This is a genomic window from Paenibacillus sp. BC26 (assembly GCF_900116125.1).
Classification (GTDB): Bacteria; Bacillota; Bacilli; order Paenibacillales; family Paenibacillaceae; genus Paenibacillus_Z; species Paenibacillus_Z lignilyticus.
Genome location: NZ_FPAD01000001.1, coordinates 3,472,261 through 3,494,534 on the forward strand (window position 1 = coordinate 3,472,261; position 22,274 = coordinate 3,494,534).

Here is a 22,274-nt window from a genome sequence, read left to right on the forward strand (position 1 = left end):
CGTTTTCCGCTCGCGAATGCAACCGGAATGGAGCAACGTTAACAGATCCGTCACATCGTTTCGAGTTCCACGCGGCTGCCTCGACCTGACGGCTCAGACGGCGTAACGATAAGCCGTCTCGGCAGGCGTGCCCGAAGCTCTGGAACGTGACTGATTACGCCGACGGACAGCGTATCGTTATGCAGCTTCTCGAGCGCCGTAATAACCGTATCCAGCAGCTCCGGATCCAGTGTCCCGAAGCCTTCGTCCAGGAAGAAAAACTGCAGCGGATATTTGCCGCGAAGCTGAATTTGACCGGAGAGCGCCAGTGCCAAAGCCAGCGAGGCCAAGAAGGTTTCGCCTCCGGAGAGGGTCGAAACCGGGCGGCGAATGCCGCCGTTGGCGTCATCTCGGATGACAAAGCCGCCGCCGGAATCGACTTCAAGCGCATATCGCCGCTTCGTTAAGAAGCTGAGACGCTCGGAAGCCGCACGGCACACCTGTACCAGCTGCTCTTCTGCGACATATTCGACGAATGCATTCCCGCGGAATACCGTTTGCAGCGACTTCAGTCTGCCGCAAAGCTGCTCCATCTCCAGACGTTTGGCTTCCAAGCCGTTCCACCGCTCCTGTTTCGCTTTCAGCTCATCCATATCCCGTTCGGCTTTAGCCGAAGCTTGCAGCATGCTTTCGTTCATCGCGCGGCTATGTTCAAGCAGCTCAACCATTTCCAGCCATTCTTCTTCGGTTTGACTGCGTCCTTGCAATTGATCCCGGAGCAGCTCTACCTGCGCGGCAAGCTGCTGCTGCGCTTCTTGATACTTCGCGATATCTTCTTTGATACGAGGTTGATGAACCAGCATCGGCTGCAGAGCAGTAACTTCCTCGCTGCTCTCAAACGGGGATGCTGCTAGGGTCTCCTCCCATGCAGCGCTCGTTTCCTTCTGTCTGGTGCCGGCTGCCACTTCCGCCTCTTCAGCAGCGCTCCGCTGCTGCGCCGCTTCCGAAAGCGCCTGTTGTGCAGTTTCATGACGCTCCGATAACAGCTTATGATTCGCACGAAGCATAGACAGTTCTTGTTCAGCCGCTTCGATTAATCCAACTGCCGGAGCTCCGCCGGTAATGCCCTGCAGTTGGTTTCGTTTCTCGCCTAACTGCTGCTGCTGGCCGGCAAGTGTGGCGGATAACGTAGCAAATTCCAGCTGTGCCGCTTGAGACTGTTTCGCACTATCTTGCTGAGTCCGCGTGGTCTCCTCGATATAGCTGACGCTTCGCTCAAGACGGCTCCTCAGTTCCAGGGCAGCTGTTTCACGCTTCTCCAGCTCTTGGAGCAGTTCTTCTCCTTGCGCCGGTTGCAGCGCCACTCCGAATTGCGCTGACCAAAGCGCCTGTTCTTGCTTCAGTTCCTTCGCGGATTGCTCGAATTGCGCTTGTGCGCGGTCCGAAAGTGCTCTTTGGGTGCGGAAGTCATTCGCGAGGTGTTCACTCTTGCGAGCGGCCTCGGTAAAACGAACTCGGCTGCCTGCAAAACCTTTCTCCGCATTCGCAAGCCAGCTTTCATGCATCGTTATCATTTCAGCGATTGCCTGAATCGCGGATTGATGGGATGTCAATGCTTCGGCTGAAGCAAGCGTATCCGATGGAAGTCTTTCGGTGACCTCGACTGCAGCGGCGGCTTCCGGCATTGCCGTAACCGGCGCCTGCACGGAGCCTGAATCCATCGCATCACTCAATCTATCGATTGCCGAACCTGCTTTGGTTTGCAGAGGCGATAATCGCAGCTGCAGCTGCTGAGCCTGTTGAATTCCCAGCTCCCATGCGGCAAATACCGTATCATCTGCAGAACTCTCATTCTCCGTATTCTCGTGGATGCCATGATGGACGCAAGATCCGCACACCGGACATGGCTCACCTTGGATTAACCCTTCCGCTAACTGTGCGGCCAGCAGCACCCGCTGCTGTTCACGCTGCTCCCGGCGGACACGTTCCAGCCATTGCGGCAGCGAACGGCTCCACTCGCTCAGCTCGCGGTTCAAGCTTGTCAACGAGGCATATACAGGCTTCAACTGCTGGAGCTGTCCCAGCAATTCCTGCTCGGCTTGACGCTGCTCCGCTTGCGCCGTTTCCATTCGAAGCTTCGCTTGATTGTGCTGCTCGGACGCAGCATTTAGTTCTGCATGCGCAACCGAAGCTTGCGCGTTCAGATGATTATGCTGCTGCAGCCTCTTGCTCAGCGCATTGCGCTTGTTCCGGTCTTCGGCGGTAAGCTCCACCGCCTTCAGCTCAAGGCGCAGGTCGCCCTGCTTGGCCGATGCTTTGCCAAGCATCTCTTGCGCTTTCGCAGCCTGCTCGCCGTAGCTGCGGCTGCGCTCTTCCGCTTCGCGGGCGCGCAGCTCGCCGTCCGCGACGGTCCGCGCGAGCGCGGCGGCCTCGCTCTCGAGCCGCCGCGCCTGCGCGAGCTGCTCGAGCCGCTGCGCCAGGCGCGGCTCGCCCGCCGCGGCCTCGGCGGCTGCCGCCGAGCGCGCGGCGGCTGCGGCCGTGGCCGCTTCAAGCCGGGCGGCGTGCGCCAGCCCGGCGGCCTCGCGGCGCGAGGCGGCTGCGCGCAGCGCCGCCTCGGCCGCGGCGGCTGCGCCGAGCGCCGGCGCGAGCCGCTCCGCTGCGGCGAGGCGCGCAAGCTCGCGCTCGAGCGCCGCAACGCGCGGCGCTTCCGCGAGCAGCTGCGCTTGCAGCGCCTCTTTCTCGCGCAGCGCGCTCAGCCGCTCGCGCACATGCAGGCGCTCCGCGTGCAGCCGCTCCGCCTCGGCAAGCGCGGCGCGCGCTGCCGCGGCCGCGGCTGCCGCTTCGCGGTAACGGGCCTCCGCGGCAGCCACCGCTTCGGCAGAGGCGTCGCCGAGGCCCAGCTGCTCGGCGGCCGCCTCATTGAGCGCGGCTTCCGCCGCTTTCATGCGCTGGCTAAGCTTCAGCGCCAAGCCGTCGCCGAATCGCTCCAAACGGAACAGACGCTGCAGCATCGAGCGCCGGTCCTTGCCGGTCAGCGACAGAAACTCGGCGAACTTCCCTTGCGGGAGAACCACCGCGCGCGTGAAATCCTGCATGTGAAGACCAATCTGCGCTTCTACGCAGCGCGTCACATCAACAAGCTTATCCGCGAGAACGACGTCGCCGGCTTCGGTAAGCTCCACGAAACGGCTGATCGTATTGCTGACGGACACATCGCCGCCGCGCTTAAATTGCCGCTCAACACGAAAACGCTTCTTCTCGCCGGCACCGGAGAGCTCGAACGTGAACGACACCGCTAGCGTTTTCTCCGCTTGATTCATAATACCTTGAGTGCCGTTCGCAGCTCGTTCCACTTTGCCGTAGAGCGCTAGCGTTATCGCATCCAGAATGCTGGATTTCCCGCTTCCTGTCGGACCGAAGATACCGAACACGCCGGCTTCGGTCAGCCGTTCGAAGTCGACTTCCTGCGGTTCCCGGTAGCTCTGTAACCCGCTTAAACGAAGGGATATTGGCTTCATGCTCGATCACCTCCCGACAATTGGAGATCTCCGTCCGAGGACGCTGCGCCGTTGTCGCCGCCTTGTACATCTTCCTCTTCGGCAATCAGCTCCAAGAACAACTGAACGGTCTGAGCATCCGGTTCCCCGCCTCCGGTCTGTTTGGCAAAAAAGCGCCTGAACAGCTCTTCCGCAGGCAATTGCTCGCGTGAGCGTTCGCCAGATTCCAACGCGCCGGCGGATTCCGGATAGATGGGACGAATATGAATGAGCCCGTCATGCAGCTTGCGCAGCTGCTGAATGTGCTGAAGCGTCATCGCTTCGGTCATCCATACATCCAGATCAATCCATGCACGCGCATCGCGGCCTTCTTCGAGCCAGCTATAGACTTCGGCCAAACCGCCCTTGGCATTCCAGCTTACCAGCGGTTTGCCGGAACTGAGCAATATCTCCTGGGGCACAACCACTTTACCAGGCTCCGCATCAAATACGGTAACCGACTTCGCTTGCCCGGCTTCTGAGAAGCTGTATGCCAGAGGCGAGCCGCTGTACCGCATCGTTTCATCCCCGGCTACGCGCTGGGGACGATGCAAATGACCCAGCGCAACATACTGCGCGCCGATTCGAAGTGCGGACGGATCTACCGTATAGGCGCCTCCGATTTGAATCGGACGCTCGGAATCGGTCTCCAAACCGCCAAGCACATAAATATGGCTCATGGCCAAATTCACTGTATCAGGTCGAAAAGCACCGCCAAGCTGCGTCATAAGACGTCCGACTCGCTCCGAGTAGGCCGTGCGCAGCAGCGCCTCATCGGTCGCTTCGCTTAACAGCTCGCGCAGCCTGGATTCTGACGGGTAGGGCAAAGCTGCGATAACCGCCTGCTCCCCCGTGCGGGCAACATCGACGATAATCGGTTGGTCTGTCGGCATGCCCACCAGGCGAATGCCGCTGCGCGCTGCAAGCGGCGCGGAGGCGGAGACCCGCTCCGGATGATCGTGATTGCCTGCAATAACCGCTATGGTCCGCTTCCCGCCGTCGGCCAATCTGGCAACCGCTTCATAGAACAGCTGCTCCGCCGCGGCCGGCGGATTAACAGAATCGTAGACATCGCCTGCAAGCAGCACCAAGTCTATCTCTTCGTCTTTAACGAGAGAGGCAAGCTCATCCACGAAAGCCGCTTGTTCCTCTAATCGGCTGCGGCCTTCGAGCGACCGCCCGAAGTGCCAGTCTGCCGTATGCAGTATGCGCATCGCTTGTTTCCCCGTCCCTTCTCTTCTAGAACAATTTCACCGCTTGTCCTCCATCGAAGAAGAACACATAACATTCATCGATCTTGCGGCCAATAATAGACTGAATCGCTTCCGCATACAGCGTAAGCTGGAAACGGTGACGCTCAGCCGCTTCCGTCCATCGCTTCAGCGTAATCCGGTCCGTTTTATAATCGAGCAGCACAAGTCTGCCTGCTTCATCTTGGAACAAGCAATCGATAACCCCTTGGATAAGGATCGGCTCGTCGCTCAACTGGTGCGAAGCATTGGGATAAACGCGATCCGCGGGGAACGTGCAGCTAAACGGCGTCTCACGGCGCACCCACTGTGCCCGCAGCAGTCTAAGCCCGACCTCGCTTTGAAAAAATGCCGCCGAACCCGCAACATCCACGGCCGCCGCCTGCTGAATAGACAGCATATTGCGCTCTCTAAGACTTGCGACCGTTGCTCGTACTGCCTCTTCGGACAGTTCATCCGTTAGCGGAATATGCTGCATCACGAGATGGCTGACCATCCCTCGTTCGGCCGGCGTTAATGCGGTTTCCTCCATAAACTTCGGACGGCGCAGTCGGAAGGTATAGTCGCCGTCGCCGGTCTGTTTTCCTTTACCAGTCTCATCTGCTGCACGCCGGGAAGTCGGTTCTTCTTGGACCAAGCTAATAGATTCCTCGTCAAAAAGAAACTCTACCTGATCCTGAATCCCTACAACGTTAAATGGCGATAGGACCTCCTCGACCTCAGACGCTTCCTCATGAGGAACAGCTTCTTCCGCCGATCCCCAACCGGCCCTACCATCTTCGCCGGCAAGCTCCGTCAGCAGAAACGCCGCCTCGTCCATTCCGGCTTCGGCATGCAGCCGTTTCATTTCGGTTACGGATGTCTTGGCTGCCGTCAATGTTGCCGCTGTATAGGGATATTGCCAGCTTAAGCGCCGATCAATCTCCGCTGCCGCTTCCGGCGATTCCGGCAGTGGCACAAGCCCCTGCACCGCTTGCATGCGCTCGGCAAAAGCCGCCGCCTCTTCCGTGGCTTCCTCCGTGCCAACTGCCGCTTCTAGACCGAGCACCGATGCCGGAACGACTGCTGTCCGCCAATCGCTGAAGGAGATCACTCTTCCGTCATCTTCCACGACTCTATCAGTTGACGGCGGCGCATCCGATTCGTGTTCTACTCCCGCGAAATCGATAATATCAGGAAGCTCGGATACTTCCGAGCTTCCTGATACGTCTACGGAATCTTCCATGTCATTAACCATGACGGTCGGAATTCCCGCTCCCATTGCAAGCGGACCGAGCCAGTCCAGAAATCTCGACGCTCCGGCGATTCGGAAATCCGCCAATCCGCCGTCCGCATCCAGCGCAGACTCCCAGCGCTGCAGCTGCTTCGCTGCGTCTGCAACCGTTCCGACGAGGAACATTTTCTCCTTCGGCCGTGTCAAGGCTACATACAGAATCCGCATCTCTTCCGCCAACGTTTCCATCGCGAGGCGCTGTTTGATCGCCAGCTGCGGCAAAGTCGGATAACTGACTCTGAGCTCCGTATCCACATAACGAGGTCCGAAGCCCAGCTGTTTATGCATGAGGAACGGACTGCTTAGATCCCGTTTATTGAACTGCTTGCCAAGGCCCGCGGCGAAGACGACCGGAAACTCCAGTCCTTTACTCTTGTGTATGGACATAATGCGCACGACATCTTCCTGTTCCCCCAGTGCTCTGGCCGTTCCGAGGTCGCCGCCGCTCTCGCGCATCCGGTCAATAAACCGCAGGAATCGGAACAAACCTCGGAGCGTTGTCGCCTCATACTGCCTTGCCCGGTCGTGAAGCGCGCGCAAATTCGCTTGCCGCTGCAGCCCGCCCGTCATACCGCCCGCCAAGTCGTAATAGCCGGTTTCCCGATAGATGCGCCATAGCAAATCGGCAAGCGAGCCTTGCCGCGCCTCCCCCCGCCACACTTCAAGCGTTGCCAGGAAGTTTTGCAGCTTCCGCTGCGTATCTTCAGGTATATTAGGATCGTCCGCCGCATGTCTGACCGCTTCGAAATACGAAACGCGTCCCGCAGCGATTCGAATAAGCGCAAGCTCTTCGCCCGTCAGCCCAACCAGCGGTGAGCGAAGTGTGCCGGCCAGCGGGATATCTTGATACGGATTGTCGATGACGCGAAGCAGCGACAGCATCGTTTCAACCTCGGTCGCCTCGAAGTAGCCGCTGCTTAGTTCTGCATAAGCCGGAATCCCGTGCTGCTGCAGCTCTTCAATGATTACGGGCGCCCACTGCTTATCGGCCCGCAGCAAAATAACGATGTCTCGCCAAGCAAGCGGTCTCTTCCGGCCCTTCTTGCCGTCGTACACCTCGAATGGCACTGCGTTTGCCGCATCGGTCTCCATGCCTTTCAAACGAACGATTTGACTTGCAATGTAGCGGGCTTCCAGCTGAACGGTTTGCAAATCTTCCGCTGTTTCAGCCGCCGAATTACCTTCGCCTTCCGAATCCGTCTCTTCTTGCGTTTCAGTAGAATGCTCTGCGGATTCCCCTTTGCCACGGTCCAATACGGCAAGCTCTACCGAGTAACGCTCGGCAGGGCCACCTTCGCTTGAAGACGGATAGGTTGCGCCGCACACCAGCTCTGCACGCGCATCGTAGTCCATCTCCGCGGCTTTCTCGCGCATGATTGCGCGGAACACGTTGTTAACGCCATCCACGACTTCCTGCCGGCTGCGGAAATTCCGTGCCAGATCGATCCGTACGCCGAACTCGCCGCTGCCTTGCTCGTCAGGCACAATCTCCGAAGCTGCAGCGTCGACTTCGCCGGCCATCTGATAACTCTTGTATTTACGCAGAAACAATCCCGGTTCCGCCAAACGGAATCGATAGATGCTCTGCTTCACGTCGCCAACCATGAATCGGTTCCCTCTGCCTGAACGCGAGATCAGCGATACGATCGCTTCCTGAACCATATTCGTGTCTTGATACTCATCCAGCAAAATTTCCTGAAACTGCTGCTGATACTCCAAAGCCGCGGCTGATGGCACTAACGATGTCGCAGTGGAATCGGCGTCACGCAAAATACGCAGGCAGTAGTGCTCCATATCGCCGAAATCGATCAACCCTTTCTCCAGCTTCGCCGCTTCGAATCGGCTGCCGAACTGATCGGCCAGCGAGGCCAGCGTCTTCATGAGCGGTGCCATTTCGGCCAGCTCCGCCGCAAACGCCTCCGGCGTGCGCGTAAACAGCTCGTCGGTCAAATCGGCTATGATCGTTTTGGCCCGATCACGCAAATCCTTTGCCTGCTCCTGCAGTCCCTTGTCACATGCATCGCCGCGCTGACTCTTCAGCTTCCCGAAGCTCGCTGAGTTGAAGCCTTCATGCCACAAGGTCCATGGCTGAGTTTCAACACGTTGCAGAAGTGAGCGGACAAGCATCAGATCCTCTTTGAACGTTTCGCCGTAAGCATCCGGACCTCCGGGTTGGTAGGTTAGAGCTTCCGCTTGCTCCAGCAGGCTTACCGCTCCTTGCAGAGACAACGATACGGCATCCGTCAGGCTTGTCACCCATTCCGTTTGACTGAGTTTATCCGCACCCTCAACTTGGAACGCATTCGCCGTTTCCTCTAACCATACCTTAGGCCAAGGATGACTTTGCGAGAAATGATAGAGCTTCATCACAAGCGCGTAAAGCGGTTCATCGCCTCGTTCCCCGCCGAACTTATCGACAAGCTGAAGGAAGGCTTGACCTTCCTCCGATTCCGGTTCCCCATAACGCTCCTCGAATAGGGCATCAAGCACGTCAATGCGAAGAAGCTCCGCCTCAGTCTCATTGGCAATGCGAAATCCGGGATCAAGTCCGATCAGCGAATAATAGCGACGAATGACATCAAGGCAGAAGGAATGCAGCGTCGTAATCGAAGCACGTCCCATTAATGCAAGCTGACGGCGTAAATGGTCAGAGCCCGGATTTCGATCCAGCTCTTTCTCCAGCGCGATCCGAATGCGCTCTTTCATTTCCGCGGCGGCCGCTTTCGTGAAGGTAGCGACGAGCAGTCGATCGACATCGGTATCCGCCGATATTTTGCGAATGATCCGTTCGACCAGAACTGCCGTCTTCCCCGAGCCCGCAGCCGCAGCAACCAATATATTACTGCCGCCTGTCACGATAGCGCGCCATTGATCGTCCGTCCATGTGCTTCCGATCGGCTTCGGCGGGAGAGTTGAACTCCCCGGTAACGTTGTCGTCATTACTTTTGCTCCTCCTTCCCTGTATCTTCTTGTACATCGCTTGTATCGCCTTCATCATCACCGCTTGCGAGCAGCTCCCAAACCTCATCTTTACCCGGCTTATTCAGCCTTGTATAACAATTGCCTTCTACCAATGGGTCAAAATGACACACCGGCTTATACGCGCAAAATTGACATGGCGTCTTATTTCCCAGTCGATACGGGGTGATCGAAACATCTCCGCCGGCGATCCGATCGCCGATTCGGCGAAGCGTCCCCCGTACCGAACGACGCAGCGTTCCCCACTGCTCATCGGAAACGACCGAAGAGCTGCTATAGAAGCCGCCGTCACGCTTCAGCGCAAGCGGCAAGAGCTCGGAATACCCCGTTGATAGTGCCCCGTCCATCATTCTGACTGTTTCCTCATCGGCCAAAACCAGCCCTTTAAGCTTGAATCGCTTCAATATTTCCGTACGCGCCTTCGCGGGCGGCATGCCGTTGGAGGTGGAAAGCATCGGATTATGCACGTGGAAATACAATGCGCCTGCTGCTTTCGCAGGCTGACCCAGCCATTCCGGCGCATGCGTAAGCAGCACGTCCAAGTAGGTCAGCATTTGCAGCGCCATTCCGTAGGCAACTTCCTCTAAGCGCAGCTGCTTGGCGCTAGACTTATAGTCGATGACGCGCAGCAGCAGACCGTCCGTTGTCTGCGCGGCGTCAACGCGGTCGATTCGGCCGACCATCTCCAGCATTTTGCCATCAGACAGCGGGATCGTAACCGGCGGCAATGGTCCTTGCGGCCCGAAGCCGATCTCAAGTCCTACCGGTTTAAACTGTGCACGCCTTGCATGCTCGCCCAGAATAACCGCAGCTTGGCTAATAATATCGCGAAGCTTACGCGCCACGTATTGATGTCGGTTGCTGCTGAACAGGATCTGCGATTGCAGCCTCATCGCCAGCTCGTTGACGATTTCCGTTGATGCCTCGCGAAGCTGCTCCGGTGTTAGAGAAGGCCAGCTGTCTCCCACTGATTCCGTTAACCGGTTTAGTGCAGCATGGAAGAGCTGTCCGATATCCGGAGCAGCCAGTTTGTAGAGGGCTCGCTCACGAAGACGGAGTCCGTGTATCGCAAAATGTTGGAACGGGCAAGACACGAAGCGCTCCATTCGCGACACGCTTCCTCGCAGCAGCGTTCCATATAATTGCTCGGCGGTTTCCGGAGAGAGCGTCACTTCTTCGTTGGTATATTGCAGAGAAGCAACGAGACGCTGAAGCTTGTCCTGCCACTGCGGCCGAACGGCAAACCAATTGTAAGCCTCCCACCAAAGCGGAGCAATCTCGCTGCCATGCTTCCAAAGACGCAATTGTGTGATGAGGTAAGACAGCGTTCGTTCCGGATGTGCCATAAACGATTGCTGAACAGACTCCGGCATGGCCGGAACCGGCTCGCCTGCGATGCCCTTCTCCGTCATGCCGGGGAAAAGTCCTTTAATATGGCGGATAATTTCCGAAGGAAGCAAGCTTTTCCCTTCTTCATCAGACTGCGGCCAGCTTATCCACAGATGCTCTCCTGGTGTCGTCAGCGCATTGTAGATCATGAAACGCTCATCCAGCAGCTTGCGGCGCACGCCCGGTGCCATGATAAGCCCGCCGTATTCAAGCATTTCACGCTCTTGCTCGGTTAGAACGCCATCCTCCTGCATGCGCTGCGGCACGACCCCGTCATTCGCCCCAAGCAAATAACAAATTGTGATTTGGCCGGAGCGCGTTCGATCCATACTTCCGATCAGCACTTGATCGAGGGAAGGCGGAACCGATGCCAGCTTCAAGCTCTCAAGTCCGGTCTCTACCATGCCCGTGAACAGTTCAAGCGGCATCGATTCGCTTCCCGTCATTTCGGTCAGCTGATCGAGCAAATCCATAACGCCGTCCCACAGCTGGCGATGCTCTCTTGCCCGAAGGGGATTGCCTTCCGCAATCGCTTTGCGACTCCAGCGTTCCATACGGTCAGGCGCTTCGATTGTAATCAACAGTCTGTATACGGCCTCGCACATTTGGCGAACGCTGCCTGCTTTCTTCATCTCTCTGCTGAATTTGCGCAGAACCGGTACGACCGCTTCCCTTGCGGCCATAATCGCATCAAATTCCCTTAGCTCATTCTCGCCTGCTTGCACCGGGTCGCCATCCAACGTATCCCGCATTAAGGGCTTCCACTGGCTGAGCGTCGTCCATCTGTTGCCGTTCATGCCTGATGCAAGCGCATAGTTCTCCAGCAAATCAAACGTTTCCCTCGTGATGCTGCCGTCCTCGGGGATGAGAAGCTCGGATTTAATACAGCGGAATACGGCTTCATATCGCCAGCCATGGGTGGCAATTTCCAGCGCAGAACGAATAAACTCGACGAACGGGTGATGAAGCGCACCATTCTTCTGATCGAGGAAATAGGGGATTCCGTAGTCTGCAAAAACCGCCTTAATATAATCGTTGTAGTCCGGTGCATTCCGCACCATGACGGCCATTTCCCGGTAGCGCAGCCCTTCGTCACGCACTCTTCGCGTAATATCACGTGCTACGGCTTCCACTTCTGCGCGGCGATTAGCTGCAGCATGAAGCGAGACGCCGCCACGTTCCAGCTCATGCTCTGATAGATGAAGCGGCTTCCTTCCGCCGTAATGGCGTTCCAAATGCGCCAGCATCGGATTTTCCTTGAACCTGTACGGGATGCCGTCCAGCAGGACAGGCTCCTCAATCTCCACGCCATTCTCGATTGCCAGATCGCGAAGTTTCATATAGGTCTCGGCAGTCGGCCGGAATAGATCCAGCTCATGCGGCTGTTCGCCTTGCTCGTAAAGCTTGTCCAAATTTAACGTCACGGTCATGCCTTTGGAGTGCTTCATCAGCGTGCCGAGCGCGTCGAATTCTTTGGGCGTAAATCCATGAAAGCCATCTACCCAAATCTCTGTATCTGCCGTAGAAGGCGCTTGATGAAAACCTTTGACCAGCCAGCTCAAATAATCCTCGGCATCAACATAGAGGCCGTCCAGCTCGCGCTCAAGTCCTGAGGCTATCATTTGCAGGTCATGAAGCTTCCTTCCAAGCAGCGAGCTGCCTTTCTGAGGCATTCTGCTTTCGACGAATGAGGAAAGCTCATCTGTGCCAATGCCGTACCGCTTCCACTCGGTCATCAGTTCACCCAGACGCTCAATGAATCCATGCTGGGACTCGCTGCCTTTGAACAGCTGCAGCTGCTCCTCGAGACGGTGTACGATTTTGTAAAGCAGCATATTCTTGCCGTTCTCGCTGATCGGAACCAGCGCGGTACCGCCTGTCTCCTGCATAATCCGGAATGATAGACGGCGGAAGCTGAGCGCCTGCGCTCGAATAGAACCACTAAGCTCTGCATGATTCAGCAATGCATATTCCGTTTGGAAGGTTGCCTGCTCCGGCACCAATATGACAATCGGCGGCCCGTCCGGCTGTGCCAGCACGCTGCTGCGAATTTGATCCAAACAATAACGGGTCTTCCCCGACCCTGACCGGCCAATTACAAAACGGAGCGTCATAACTCGCCAACCTCTTCTCGTTATTCGATTCTCCTATTCTACCATATGCCCCAGCTTGTTTCATCCCGAAACGCAAACATTTGTTCGTTTTTGTTTAAGGTAAATTGTTCTTTGTGCCAACGCGCTGAACCAATCAGCTGGATATCCAATCAAATATTGCATGTTCTGCAACATCTCCCCCAGCAAAGACGTGCCTATCAGCCAAATGATGCTATTTCTGCAACATCTCCCAACCAATTCGCATGTAGTTAGTATAAAAAATGAAATATGCTGCATTCTCAGCAACATATGACTGAAACAACTCCGCTAATAGGAGCAAATGCTGCACTTTGAGCAGCATTTACTCCATGCAACAATTTCTAGTTCAGGTTTAGCTTCTAGGCTACCAATCTCTGTGCGAGTGTGTAGGTGTATGGTATGGGGGGCGGGGGTTGCTGGGGTGTGAGGTGTTGTGTGGCTGTGTTGTGAAATTCATGGCTAGATTGTCGCTGACTTGGTTCACCCCAAAACACAAACGTTAGTGTGGGTGGTGAGGATCGTAGGTTTGGTGCTGGCGCTAGTGCTGGTACGGTGTTGGTGTTGGTGTTGGTGTTGGTGTTGGTGTTGGTGTTGGTGTTGGTGTTGGTGTTGGTGTCGGCGCGAGTGCAAGTGCAATAGCAAGTACGAGTGCAGGTGCGAGTACAAGTACAAGTGCGAGACAAGTGCGTGTGCACGTGCTAATGCAAGTACAAGTGCAAGTGGGAGTGCGAGTGCAGGTACGGGTGCGTGTGCAGATACGGATGCGTGTGCAGGTGCGAGTGCGTGTGCAGGTGCGAGTGCTGGTCGAGTGCAAGTGTAGTGCAGGTGCGAGTATAAGTGCGAGTGCTAGTACGGGTGCGGGTGCGAGTGCAAATGTAAGTGCTAATGCATGTGCAAATTCAGGTGCGAGTACAAGTGCGGGTGCATGTACGGGTGCGGGTGCTGGTCGAGTGCAAGTCGATTACGGGTGCGAGTGCGTGTGCAGGCGCTCCATTGCCCTCCCAAAAAACACTCCCTTACTTAAGTGACCACTTAAGTAAGGGAGTCTTAAAAAACGATAATCCAACTACCGGCTCCGCACTTCGAAAATCCCAAACTTCAAATAATGGCCTTCGTTGACGCCGACGATTTGGGGGTGATCCTTGCCGGCTGCGCGCCAGTCAATTAAACGCAGTGTCTTGCCTGCGTCGATTGCTGCTGCTTGGATCGTTTCGAGGAACAGCTCGGGACGCATATGGTAGGAGCAGCTGGCCGTAACCAGATAGCCGCCTTCATTCACAAGCTTCATCCCGTGCAGGTTGATATCCTTGTAGCCGCGTACTGCGCCTTCGATAGCGTTCTTCGACTTCGTGAACGCCGGAGGATCGAGAATGACCACATCCCATTTGCGACCGGCTTCTCCCATCTTCTTCGAAGTATCCGCGGATTTCGAGCTGCCGCGCTCTTGGCGCTCTTCGATTCCTTTCACTTGTCTGCGCAGATATTCGAACGCATCCGCGACAACAAATTCCACTCGCTCCTCGAAGCCGTTACGAACGACATTGCGGCGCGCTGTTTCGATAGCATGCTCCGATACGTCAAGGCATGTTACTTTCTTGGCGCCATATTTGCAGGCATGCAGTGTGAAGCTGCCCGTATGCGCGAAACATTCCAGCACCGTTGCGCCATCCCAATAAGGGAATGTGACGACTTTGCCATTCGCATTGACGGGGACAAGTTTCTCTTCGTTCAGAGATGCCAGCGTGCCGGTATCATCTGAAGGAGCCGAAGAAGGCGAGCCTTCTTCTACCGGCTTCAATTGAATGCCGCTGCGCGCACCCCAGCCAAGCATCAAAGGAGCAATCGAAGCTCTGTTCTCGCGTTGATCGAAGAAATAGCCTGTCTTCTGGCCTTCTTCGATGTCCACTTCCATCTGAAGCCCATTTTCCAGAATATCCACAATACGCGGACATTCGCCATACAGAACGCCTGTCCGCTGCTCGATTCCTTCCAGCTCGCGAACGGACACGTCACTGCGCTCGTAAATGCCCTGCGGCGCAAATACGGCGACTAATGCTGCGACAATCGCTTCACGGCGAATATCCATGCCTTGGGTCAGCAATTGCACGACCAGCACGCCGCCGAATCGGTCTACGATCAGACCCGGCAGAAAATCTGCCTCTCCATAGACCAAACGGCAATCATGACCGTTTACGAAACGACTCCGATGCTGCGCGCATTGCATGAAACGCTCGCGGAAGTATGCTTCGTCCATAGCTTCAATCGGCTTATACGATGTTACCCGAACGGTAATTTGCGATTTGGGATTCCAATAGCCCGTCGCCAAATACTTGCCTTGATGCGTAACCAGGTCAACTAAATCTCCCGGTACCGCCTCTCCTTCAACACGGTTGATTTCGCCTGCAAACACCCAAGGGTGTCCGGCCTCCAATCGTTTCTTGCGGTCACGCTGCAATATCGCCTTCGCGCGTTCCATCTGTATCCTCATCCCTTCTATCGCTTGCCTGGTCCGATCTTGTCATGCTCGTCCAATCTGCTGCATATGTATCGTTAATCTTGTTAAAGGAGCTTGCTGCCATGTTATTCATGATTATAACCCGCGTGCTGGGAGGCTTTGTCGTCTTCATGCTCGGCATGAGAGCGATGGAGCTGGCGATGCATCGTTCTGTCGGCCATCGGCTGCAGGACGTACTGCGCAGATCCACCGCCACACCGCTTCACGGATTGGCTGTCGGGACAGCAACAACGGCTGTACTGCAGAGCAGCACAGCCGTTACCGTAATCGCAATTGGACTGGTCAATGCCGGTGTTCTCACGTTCCCGCGTACGCTCGGCATCATTCTCGGCACCAATATCGGTACCTGCTTAACGACCGAGCTGATCGGTCTTAATCTCGGCAGCCTTGGATGGCCGCTGCTCCAAATCTCGCTCGTACTCTGGCTGCTAACCGCCTTATTCGGCGAGGTTGGCCTTGGCCGCTTCAGCCGTGCAGGACAGAAAGCCAGCCGTTTCTTAAAACCCTTTCGCAACGGGTCCGTCTTAACGGGAGGTTTCGCATTGCTCCTAATCGGAATCGGACTGATGCAATCCGTGGCACCTGCCGTACAAGCGACAACCTTCTTCCAAGGCTTTATAAGCCGTGCGGAAGACAGCGTACTGTGGGGACTAGCGGCAGGAGTCGTCCTAACGGCTGCCGTACACAGCAGCGCCGCCGTTATTGGCATTGTGATGGGACTCGCCCAGTCAGGTGCCATGCCGCTCGACGTAGGCATCGCGATTGTCCTCGGAGCCAACGTAGGCACATGTATCACGGCCGTACTCGCTGCGCTTGGGGGAACGCCATCGGGGCGTTTCGTCGCTTGGGCTCATGTGCTGCTTAATGTCGGCGGAGCTGCCTTGTTTGCACCGTTCGCAGGCGAACTTGGCACCATTGCGGCCTCTTTAACCTCGTCGCCGGCCAGTCAAATCGCTCATGCCCAAACCATCTTTAATGTCCTGTGCTCGGTAATTGCGTTGCCGATCTGTTATCTTCCGCGTTTAAGGAAGCTGTCAGCAACTTGAATCAGCCGCCGTTCTGTACGTTCAATCCGAGCAGGCGCAGCGCTCCGGCCAGAATCCGATCATTGTTGTTATAGCCGGATTGCTTCTGCCTGCGCCATGCTTCCAACGGTTCAAACCATTCCACGCCTCGAATTTCCTCTACCTGCGCTTGCAGCTTACCGCCTACTGCTTCCACGAGATAATAGTGAACTTCTTTATCCACAAGCCCTTTGGACTCATGGTTGTATTTGTATTTGATTTGATCGATTGGCGAAACGATAACGCCTTCCATTCCCGTCTCCTCGACGATTTCGCGAAGGGCTGTTTGCTCAATGGTTTCGCCCGGTTCCATTTTGCCTTTAGGCAGCGATATCTTGCCATAGCGGTCTTGGATCAACTGCACCTGCAGCTCACCGCCAACCTTACGGAACACGACGCCACCTGCTGAAATCTCCTTCATTTGCGTTCCCCCTTCGCGTTTCTTGGATACTACTGCTCTTATGTAGAGCAAGGACTCTCTTGCAGCCCTGTCCCGGCCGCATTAGAATCCTCGCTTCAAGCTATTGAATTCGTATCGGTTTACGCCTGCATCGCTTGCGGCTGCGGCGCGGCTTCGACTCGAGCCGTTGACGCCGAATGGACATCCAATACGCGTACAAGCTGTCCACGGCACTCATTGACGCCGGCTTCCGTAATTTTCACTCTGCACAGCTCGCCGATCAGCGATTCCGAACCCTCGAATACAACTTGGATATAGTTGTCGGAGTAGCCCATAATCAGACCGGAGCCTTCGGAGCCTTTATGCTCACGCTCCGGAATGACATCAAGCACTTCGCCGACGTATTTCTTCGCATAGTCCAATTGCATCCGCTCGGACAAGTCGATCAGCTTATGAACGCGCTCATTCTTCAGTTCATCGTCGATCTGATCTTCCATGCGCGCGGCAGGTGTACCCGTCCGTTTGGAGTAAGGGAAAACATGCATTTCGGCAAAGCCCATTTGCTCCATAAACGCATAGCCGTTCTCGAACATCTCTTCCGTCTCGCCGGGGAATCCAACGATAACATCCGTCGTAATCGCAACACCCGGCATCGCTTCGTGCAGCAGTTTGATTTTCTCGGCAAACTGTTCCACGGTGTATTTCCGGCGCATCCGCTTCAACACATCGTTATCGCCGGATTGCAGCGGAATGTGAAGATGACGGCACATTTTGCTGGAACGGTTCAGCACGTCGATCATCGCATCGTCGATTTGACTCGCTTCGATGGAGCTGATCCGAATCCGCTCAAGACCTTCGATGGCATCCAGATCCCATAGCAGGTCAGATAGACGGTAGTTCTCCATATCATCACCATATCCGCCGGTATGAATGCCTGTCAGCACGATTTCTTTGTAACCGGATTCTACCAGCTGACGAGCTTGGTTAATGACGCTTTCCGCTTCACGGCTGCGGGACAATCCACGCGACCACGGAATAATACAGAAGGTACAGAAGTTGTTGCAGCCTTCTTGAATCTTCAGGAACGCACGAGTACGCTCGGCGAAATCCGGCACATCCAGTTCTTCGAACTCACGTGTTTTCATAATATTGCGAACCGCGTTCACGGGTTGACGCTCATTTTGCAGGTCCGTGATATAATTCATCAGCTTGTCCCGATCCTGCGTTCCGATGACAAGATCGACACCTTCAATAGCAAGAATTTCGGCAGGCGAAGTTTGGGCATAACAGCCCGTAACCGCAATAACGGCATCCGGGTTACGACGAATGGCACGACGAATAATCTGTCTGCTCTTCTTGTCCCCCGTATTCGTTACCGTACAAGTATTGATTAAATAGACATCAGCAGTAGTTGTTTCGAAGTCGACTTGCTCGTAGCCTTCCTTCTTAAACAGCTGCCAGATCGCTTCCGTATCGTAAAAGTTAACTTTGCAGCCTAATGTGTAAAAAGCAACCGATGGCATAGTTGTTAAACGCCTCCCATTTCTCCGGATTCATACATGAGGCAGGCGAGTCCAACCATCGCAGCGGTTTCCGCGCGTAAGATTCGCTTGCCAAGACCGATAATGACAGCACCGGCCTCTTCTGCTTCCTCAGCTTCACGTTCGGTGAAGCCTCCTTCTGGTCCAACAATGAGCAAGATATTACGCGGCTCATCATTGCTCCAGCCTTCTGCTGTTCCTCGGCGCGCCTGGATTGCATCACGCAAACCAAGTCCACCGCCTTCCTTCTCATAACAAAACAATGCCAAGTGGTACTCCGGAATGCGTGCGACCAGCTCCCGCCATGACGCAACCGGCTCTATAACCGGAATACGACTGCGGTGCGCCTGCTCAGCAGCTTCCTTCGCAATCTTGCCCCAACGGTCAAGACGCTTGGCTTCCTTCTTCTCATCATATTGAACAATCATCCGCTGGGATTGGAACGGCAAGAAGCTTACTGCGCCGATCTCTGTCCCCTTCTGGATGACAATCTCCATTTTATCGCCCTTCGGCAAGCTTTGGGCTACCGTTACCGACCAAGTCGGTTCCCCGCTCATAGTCAGCCATTCGGAAACCTCGGCTTCCACTTTGCCCGGTGATAGAGCGCTTATCGTCGCTTCCGCGACACGTGTGCGGCCGTCACTAACAATGATGGTGTCTCCGGCTTCCATCCGCATCACGCGTGTAACATGATGAGCATCGTCGCCTGTCAGAACAACCAGATTGTCAGTAAACTGCTCCGGCGTGACAAAATATCGTTGCATCTTCGGTAGAACCTTTCCAGTCAAATCACAGGCCATTACGTTCAAGGTCTGTGTCAAAACTCCAACCTACATCATACACGGTTTGCACTCGCTCCGCTAGGGTCGTTAAACATTTTCCAGATACCCGCGTCGCAAGAAGCTACATTAAGAAATCGGTCCAAAGGGTCGACCAATCTACAGGTGAGAAGAACAACTCAAACGTATCTCGGCAGTACAAGAAAATGTTAATCCACACCGAAAATAGCGGATCAAGTGTTTCCTGCCGCAGAGATGGAATAAATACAATCAAAAGGAAGATGAAAATCCCCCACTGCGCATGTTTATCCATCTGTACCCTTACCGACAGAGGGACTAGATCTTGAATAATTCGATAACCGTCCAATGGTGGTACTGGGATAAGATTGAATAAAAATAGCAGGATATTTATCGTAATCAAATAGTAGGAAAAATGCCCAATAGCTTGTTGAACCCCGTGCGAGGCGGAGCCCAAAAAGCCGGTCTCATTCACAATATATACAGCAAGAATGCCAACTACAGCGATCAGTAAATTACTGAGCGGCCCTACTGCCGAAACTACGATCCCCATTAATCGAGGATACTTAAAGCGGCTTCGATTAACGGGAACAGGTTTAGCCCAGCCAAACCCGGCAATCAGTAATAAAATTGTCCCGAATATATCGAGATGGACGCGGGGATTCAGTGTTACCCGACCGGCATCATACGCAGTGCGATCTCCGAATTTATAGGCGCTATAAGCATGTGCGAATTCATGTACTGTAAAAGCAATCATGATCGTTAGAAAAATAAAAGGTAAGTCTTTAATCGGATACCACAAAAAGTCCGACACCGTTCACCCTCCTACACAATTTTGCGGAGCGTATGCTTACTCCGGTTTCTTCGCGATGAAAGCAAGCCAGTCCTGGTCACGCTGACGATCAATAATCGTAAAGCCTGCTTGCTCAAGACCTTCCGCGACGGCATCTTCCTTGTTCTTAAAGATACCCGATGCAATATAAGTACCGCCCGGTTTAAGCGCAGCATAAACATCGTCAATGAACAGCAGGATAATTTCAGCCAAAATATTAGCTACGACAACATCAACCGGTACCGTCACATTCAGCGGTTTATCCGTTGTGTTGCCATCTGTGTTCAGTACGCCCAGCAGATCGCTCAAATGCACTTGAATATCGTTCTCCAGCTTGTTTAATCGTGTATTCTCCGTAGCGGATGTAACTGCAATCGGATCCAGATCAAGCGCAAGCACGCGGCGTGCGCCCAGTAGAATCGCGCCGATCGCCAAGATGCCGGAACCTGTCCCTACATCGATAACTTCCTCATCGCCCTTAATAACCGTCTCCAGCGTACGCAAGCAAAGCGCTGTCGTCGGGTGCGTACCTGTTCCGAATGCCATCCCTGGATCAAGCTCGATAATCCGCTCATCAGGCGCAGGTGTGTACTCTTCCCATGTCGGCTTAATCGTCAAACGCTCCGACACCCGGATCGGCTTGAAATACTGCTTCCAGGCATTAGCCCAGTCTTCTTCGTCGACAAGTGCCTTGGTAATCTTGTAGTCACCTGGATCAATATCGAATTCGCGAAGCTGGTCGATTCGCTCAGGCAGTACGGCCATGAGTGCATCGATGTCCGAATCAAGCTCCGAGAAGTAGCCTTTAATAACTGCCTGGCCTTCAGGGATATCGTTAAGCGGGTGCTCATACCATTGGCCGAGCGATGTGTCCCGCTGTTTGTTCAGTGTACCTGATTCTTCAATGGATACGCCGTCGGCATCCATTTCATGCAAGAAGTTGGAAATCATCTCGATCGCTTCTTCGGTTGTCGAGATTGTCAGTTCATGCCATTTCACTTTGTAAATCCCCCTGATCGCGTTATCGTTTCTATTCGTCATTTTTAACCTATCTTGTCTATTCTACACCAGATAAAGGCTTCACACAAAAAACAAGCCCCTGCAGCCTATCGGCAGCAGAGACTTCTCATCACAGCCTTACTTAGAAACAATGTAGCTATCGGGGTAAGCGACTTTACCGGTGCGTGAGGAATCACTGATCGCAATCAGCGCAGCCAGAGTGCGTAAATTATCTCTGCCCGATGTCGAAGGCTCTCCGCCGTCTGCGATCCGTGCGGCAAACTCAGACAATACGCTGTGAATGCCTTGTTTAGAGTCCGGCAGAGGACCGTCCGCATAGGAAATGAATCGTTTGTTCTGCTCTTGGTCGACGATGTACACACCATATCCTTGACCGAGATCATCCAAATGAATCGAACCGTTATCGCATTGAATGCGCCAGTCACCTTCCCAAGGCGTTGATAGTCCCTTGGATACGAGGCTGCCTAAGTAGAAGACAGGGATTCCGTTGTCCAGCTCCATACTCGCCTGCACATTCGGATGACCTCTGTACATACTTCCTTGGATATTCCACGTTTTTCCCGACACGGTCCGAATATCGGATTCCAGTAAATAGCGAACCATGTCCACGTGATGAACCGCCATCTCAAGCAGCATAAAATTCTCCATTACCTGCTGATAGTCCTTGCCAAAATGATCATAGTAAAACTGAGCCTGCACAAACAGCGGTTTCCCCATTTCGGAGATGGCCTTCTTCAGCGACAGGACATGGTTCTGATAACGATAGTTCTGGCTGACCATCAGAATGAGCTGTTTCTCCTTCGCAAGCTCGACCAGTTCGCAAGCTTCACCGATATCCAGGACGAACGGTTTCTCGACCAGCACATGAAGCCCATGCTCCAAGGCAGCTTTGCAAATTGCATAATGATAAGGAGAAGCTGCCGTTACAAAGACGGCATCCGCCTCGCAGGATGTGAACGCTTCCAGATAATCCGTAAAGCATTTCTCTTCAGCCACACCGAGCTCTGTCGCGCATTCTTTCAGACGAGCCGGATTGATTTCAACTACAGCCGCATAAGTGAAGTCAACGGACTGCTTTACGAAATGAAGCGCAACGCCAAAACCGTGCATGCCGAGACCCACTTGAATGATGTTCAATGTCATTGTGCGGCTCCTTTATCTTTAAATAGATAGCCTACCCGGCCGCCTTCAGGCATAATGCCATAAATATAGACGGCAACCATCTCTTCGGTAACGATTAGGGAATGCTCATCTCCGCGTTTTGTGAGGACCATGTCTCCGGCACCGATTTCGTACGTGTCGCCTTCCGTGGTACACGTTCCTTTGCCGCTTATAATGATCCAGTATTCATTCGCATCATGATAATGCAGTTGAACGATATCGCCGACTTTAAGATGGTTGATCCCATAATGGCTTAGCTCGCTCCACTCCGGATACTCCTGTGCTGCACTTCTGAAATTAACAGGCATGTACATCCTCCTCACATTGCTTCAAACTCTCGTTAATTTTGCCATACGTTGAAACGTTTCACAAGGAATAAAAAAGATACCGCACCTCGACAACTTCG

General features: G+C 54.5%; 14 protein-coding genes. 1 reads left to right on the forward strand and 13 read right to left on the reverse strand.

Annotated features, from left to right (window positions below; translation table 11 throughout):
• Positions 1 to 50 precede the first annotated feature (50 nt).
• The 6 genes from BM412_RS15740 to BM412_RS32150 all read right to left on the reverse strand — a co-directional run bounded on the left by BM412_RS15740 (position 51) and on the right by BM412_RS32150 (position 15,126).
• Positions 51 to 3,497 carry an AAA family ATPase gene (locus BM412_RS15740; protein WP_091219696.1) on the reverse strand — a complete coding sequence of 1,149 codons (3,447 nt, stop codon included), beginning with the start codon at positions 3,495 to 3,497 and terminating at the stop codon, positions 51 to 53.
• Entirely contained in the window at positions 3,494 to 4,729 is a 1,236-nt protein-coding gene (locus tag BM412_RS15745) for an exonuclease SbcCD subunit D (protein WP_091219698.1), read from the reverse strand. Before BM412_RS15745 ends, BM412_RS15740 begins: the two co-directional genes overlap by 4 nt.
• Before the next feature lie 25 nt (positions 4,730 to 4,754).
• On the reverse strand, positions 4,755 to 8,978 hold the full coding sequence (gene addA, locus BM412_RS15750) for a helicase-exonuclease AddAB subunit AddA (RefSeq protein ID WP_091219700.1): 4,224 nt from the start codon (positions 8,976 to 8,978) through the stop codon (positions 4,755 to 4,757).
• Positions 8,978 to 12,520 (reverse strand): helicase-exonuclease AddAB subunit AddB, encoded by a 3,543-nt coding sequence (addB, locus tag BM412_RS15755; protein WP_091219702.1) that lies wholly within the window; start codon positions 12,518 to 12,520, stop codon positions 8,978 to 8,980. Before addB ends, addA begins: the two co-directional genes overlap by 1 nt.
• A 1,084-nt stretch (positions 12,521 to 13,604) precedes the next feature.
• On the reverse strand, positions 13,605 to 15,014 hold the full coding sequence (locus BM412_RS15760; RefSeq protein WP_091219705.1) for a class I SAM-dependent rRNA methyltransferase: 1,410 nt from the start codon (positions 15,012 to 15,014) through the stop codon (positions 13,605 to 13,607).
• Positions 14,983 to 15,126 (reverse strand): hypothetical protein, encoded by a 144-nt coding sequence (locus BM412_RS32150; protein WP_177245848.1) that lies wholly within the window; start codon positions 15,124 to 15,126, stop codon positions 14,983 to 14,985. The genes BM412_RS15760 and BM412_RS32150 overlap by 32 nt, the downstream gene beginning before the upstream one ends.
• Here BM412_RS32150 and BM412_RS15765 point away from each other — a divergent pair.
• Positions 15,116 to 16,099: a Na/Pi cotransporter family protein gene (locus BM412_RS15765; RefSeq protein ID WP_091219707.1), complete on the forward strand. Its 984-nt coding sequence runs from the start codon at positions 15,116 to 15,118 to the stop codon at positions 16,097 to 16,099. The two genes, BM412_RS32150 and BM412_RS15765, sit on opposite strands and share 11 nt — an antisense overlap.
• Position 16,100: 1 nt before the next feature.
• Here the strand turns inward: BM412_RS15765 and BM412_RS15770 are convergent, their stop codons facing one another.
• The 7 genes from BM412_RS15770 to BM412_RS15800 all read right to left on the reverse strand — a co-directional run bounded on the left by BM412_RS15770 (position 16,101) and on the right by BM412_RS15800 (position 22,176).
• Positions 16,101 to 16,538, reverse strand: a complete 438-nt coding sequence (locus BM412_RS15770) for an NUDIX hydrolase (RefSeq protein WP_091219709.1) — start codon at positions 16,536 to 16,538, stop codon at positions 16,101 to 16,103.
• Between the two features lie 119 nt (positions 16,539 to 16,657).
• A complete protein-coding gene (gene mtaB / locus BM412_RS15775; RefSeq protein ID WP_091219711.1) occupies positions 16,658 to 18,040 on the reverse strand; it encodes a tRNA (N(6)-L-threonylcarbamoyladenosine(37)-C(2))-methylthiotransferase MtaB in 1,383 nt (460 codons plus the stop codon).
• Between the two features lie 5 nt (positions 18,041 to 18,045).
• Entirely contained in the window at positions 18,046 to 18,822 is a 777-nt protein-coding gene (locus BM412_RS15780) for an RsmE family RNA methyltransferase (protein ID WP_091219713.1), read from the reverse strand.
• A 139-nt stretch (positions 18,823 to 18,961) separates the two neighbouring features.
• The gene (locus BM412_RS15785; RefSeq protein ID WP_256256329.1) at positions 18,962 to 19,669 is read right to left on the reverse strand and encodes a site-2 protease family protein; all 708 of its coding nucleotides are present in this window, start codon (positions 19,667 to 19,669) and stop codon (positions 18,962 to 18,964) included.
• Between the two features lie 36 nt (positions 19,670 to 19,705).
• Positions 19,706 to 20,686 carry a 50S ribosomal protein L11 methyltransferase gene (gene prmA / locus BM412_RS15790; RefSeq protein WP_091219716.1) on the reverse strand — a complete coding sequence of 327 codons (981 nt, stop codon included), beginning with the start codon at positions 20,684 to 20,686 and terminating at the stop codon, positions 19,706 to 19,708.
• Between the two features lie 138 nt (positions 20,687 to 20,824).
• Entirely contained in the window at positions 20,825 to 21,850 is a 1,026-nt protein-coding gene (locus BM412_RS15795) for a Gfo/Idh/MocA family protein (RefSeq protein WP_091219718.1), read from the reverse strand.
• Complete coding sequence (locus tag BM412_RS15800; protein ID WP_177245849.1) at positions 21,847 to 22,176, reverse strand: cupin domain-containing protein; 330 nt, start codon at positions 22,174 to 22,176, stop codon at positions 21,847 to 21,849. Before BM412_RS15800 ends, BM412_RS15795 begins: the two co-directional genes overlap by 4 nt.
• Between the last annotated feature and the right edge of the window lie 98 nt (positions 22,177 to 22,274).